Source organism: Mesorhizobium sp. M7A.F.Ca.US.006.04.2.1 (genome assembly GCF_004022915.1).
GTDB lineage: Bacteria > Pseudomonadota > Alphaproteobacteria > Rhizobiales > Rhizobiaceae > Mesorhizobium > Mesorhizobium ciceri.
In genome coordinates this window covers 1-2023 of record NZ_RZQA01001009.1, presented here as the reverse complement: position 1 = coordinate 2023, position 2023 = coordinate 1, and the positions used below count along the sequence as shown (strand labels likewise).

The window sequence follows — 2023 nt, the reverse complement described above, 5'->3', positions numbered from 1 at the left end:
GATCAAGGCGCCGTTCATGGCCATGATCATCGGCACGATTGCCTCGGTCGAAGGCATGAAGGTCGGCGGCAGCGCCGAATCGCTCGGCCAGCACGTCACCGCCTCTGTGGTGAAGTCGATCTTCGTCGTCATCATCCTCGACGGGCTTTTTGCCATGTTCTACGCAGCGATCGAGTTCTGAGATGAAGCTGCGAAACAGGAAAAGGGCGGGTGCATTGGCGGATGACGCGGGCGAGGGCGATATCGTGCTTTCCGCGCACGACATCAGCGTTTCCTTTGCCGACAAGCTTATCCTCGACAGACTGTCGCTCGACATAAGGCGCGGCGAAATCCTTGGATTTGTCGGCGCCTCGGGCGCTGGCAAATCCGTTCTACTGCGCACCATTCTCGGCCTGACGCGCAAGCAGTCGGGCACCATCAAGCTGTTCGGCGTCGATATCGAGAAGGCTGATGATGCCGAGCGTCTGCGCATCGACATGCGGCTTGGCGTGTTGTTCCAGCACGGCGCCCTGTTCTCGGCGCTGACGGTGCTGGAAAACGTCCAGGTGCCGATGCGCGAATATCTCGACCTGCCGCGAAAGCTGATGGACGAACTGGCGATGCTCAAGATCGAGCTGGTCGGGCTGCCGCCCGACGCGGCGCAAAAATTCCCATCCGAACTGTCCGGCGGCATGATCAAGCGCGCCGCACTGGCGCGGGCGCTGGCGCTCGATCCCGACATCGTCTTCCTCGACGAGCCGACATCGGGTCTCGATCCGATCAGCGCGGCGGAGTTCGACGAGCTGGTGGTCAAGCTGCGCGACACGATGGATCTGACCGTCTACATGGTGACGCATGACCTCGACACGCTGTTCACCGCTTGCGACCGGGTGGCCGTGCTCGGCAAGAAGAAAGTGCTGGTCGAAGGCACCATCGACGACATGCTGAAGAGCGAGGAACCGTGGGTAAAATCCTATTTCCGCGGAAAACGCGCCCGGCAACTTGATCTTGCGGCGCGCGCATAGCCATAAGTGGGACAATGGAAACCAGAGCCAACTACGTCATTGTCGGCATCTTCACGCTGGCCGCGATCCTGGCGGCGTTTGCCTTCGTCTACTGGACGGCGGCGATCGGCGACAAGGGCGAGACGACGTTGCTGCGCGTGCGCATTCCGGGCTCGGCCTCCGGGCTCGGCCGCGGAAGTTTCGTGCTGTTCAACGGCGTCAAGGTCGGCGACGTCAAGCGCGTCTATATCGATGTCGACAATCCGACGGTTGCCATCGCCGATACCGAGATCGACCGCATGACGCCGATCACCAAATCGACGCAAGCCGATATCGGGCTTGCCGGCCTGACCGGGCAGGCCAACATCGAGCTCAAGGGCGCCGATCCCAAGGAGGTAAAGCTCCTCGACCAAGCGGAAAAGGAAGGCAAGGTCGCCGAGATCGTCGCCAACCCGTCGGCGGTGACCAACCTCTTGCAGACGGCGCAGAATATTTTTACCCGCGCCGACAAGGTGCTGACCGAGCTCGAAGGCTTCACCAAGGACGTTCGCGGGCCGCTGACGCAGACCGTCCAGAACGTCCAGACCTTCTCCGATGCGCTGGCCAAGAATTCGGACGGCATCGACAAGTTCCTGTCCGCCGCCAGCACGCTGGCCGATGAGCTGAAAGGCGTTTCCGGCAAACTCGACGGCACGCTGAAGGCGGCCGAAGGCCTTCTCAACGCGGTCGACAAGGACAAGATCAAGAGCATCGTCGCCAATGTCGACGCAGTAACCGGTAACCTCAAGCAGACGTCGAAGCAGCTCGACGGCGTGATCAAGAACGTCGATACAGCCGTGGGGTCGGTCAACGACTTCGCCAAACGGACGCAAGGCACGCTGGCCAAGGTCGACAACGTGCTCGACGGTATCGATCCCGCACAAGTGCGCTCGGCGCTCGCCAACATCCAAAAGGCCAGCGAGAGCGCCGACAAGGCCGCCGCCGACATCGCGGAGGTGACCCACAAGTTCGCCAACCGGGCCGACGACATCGACCAGACG

3 protein-coding genes are annotated in these 2023 nt (G+C 61.7%); all 3 read left to right on the top strand.

Going from position 1 to position 2023, the window contains the following annotated elements; genetic code table 11:
- Positions 1-181 (top strand): ABC transporter permease (locus EN925_RS33480; RefSeq protein ID WP_206633075.1); only part of this gene is annotated, 181 nt, incomplete at its 5' end.
- A 34-nt stretch (positions 182-215) separates the two neighbouring features.
- Entirely contained in the window at positions 216-1004 is a 789-nt protein-coding gene (locus tag EN925_RS33475; RefSeq protein WP_027161494.1) for an ABC transporter ATP-binding protein, read from the top strand.
- A 14-nt stretch (positions 1005-1018) separates the two neighbouring features.
- Positions 1019-2023 (top strand): MlaD family protein (locus EN925_RS33470; protein WP_164894578.1); only part of this gene is annotated, 1005 nt, incomplete at its 3' end.